The sequence below is a fragment of the Sulfitobacter sp. HI0027 genome (assembly GCF_001634775.1).
In the GTDB taxonomy this organism is placed as follows: Bacteria; Pseudomonadota; Alphaproteobacteria; order Rhodobacterales; family Rhodobacteraceae; genus Sulfitobacter.
In genome coordinates this window covers 1-422 of record NZ_LWER01000258.1, presented here as the reverse complement: position 1 = coordinate 422, position 422 = coordinate 1, and the positions used below count along the sequence as shown (strand labels likewise).

Annotated in this window: 2 protein-coding genes; one reads left to right on the top strand and one right to left on the bottom strand. The window is 51.7% G+C overall.

Annotated elements, in window-relative coordinates; translation table 11 throughout:
• Positions 1-125: 125 nt before the first annotated feature.
• A complete protein-coding gene (locus tag A3722_RS25120; RefSeq protein ID WP_269084660.1) occupies positions 126-248 on the bottom strand; it encodes a hypothetical protein in 123 nt (40 codons plus the stop codon).
• Here A3722_RS25120 and A3722_RS23465 point away from each other — a divergent pair.
• The gene (locus A3722_RS23465) at positions 218-370 is read left to right on the top strand and encodes a helix-turn-helix domain-containing protein (protein WP_114865794.1); all 153 of its coding nucleotides are present in this window, start codon (positions 218-220) and stop codon (positions 368-370) included. The genes A3722_RS25120 and A3722_RS23465 overlap by 31 nt on opposite strands.
• Positions 371-422: the final 52 nt, after the last annotated feature.

The window sequence follows — 422 nt, the reverse complement described above, 5'->3', positions numbered from 1 at the left end:
TTCATCCCGATCCTAGCCTTGGGGTTCCTCCCAACAAAGGTACGTAATGCGACATAGCGTTCACGCCATGATGTTAGTCTGATGGCGTTTTTCGTGTTTTCGCCCCGCCCGTTTTGCTGCTCTGTTTATGCTGCCTTTTTCGGGGGCAGGATGCCAAGGGTATCGCGGAGCTTTTCCTCGAAGAAGTCGTGCTCGCCGAGCATGTTGATATGTGCCCATGACATGGGCGAATGGGAGGCGATCAGCATTATCGGCGGATCAGCAGGCTGAAGTGAGAGACAAGATCAAAAACGGCGAGACGATCTCAGCCATTGCACGCCATTTTGAAACCAGCAGGCAAACAATCATGCGCGTCAGAAATCAGGGATAATCCTATGTCGCATTTCGTACCTTTGTTGGGATAGACCCAGACTTAGCAACGC

Coding starts and splice junctions, on each gene's coding strand:
- A3722_RS23465 (WP_114865794.1), top strand. CDS start 218: ATGACATGGGCGAATGGGAGGCGATCAGCATTATCGGCGGATCAGCAG.
- A3722_RS25120 (WP_269084660.1), bottom strand. CDS start 248: ATGCTGATCGCCTCCCATTCGCCCATGTCATGGGCACATATCAACATG.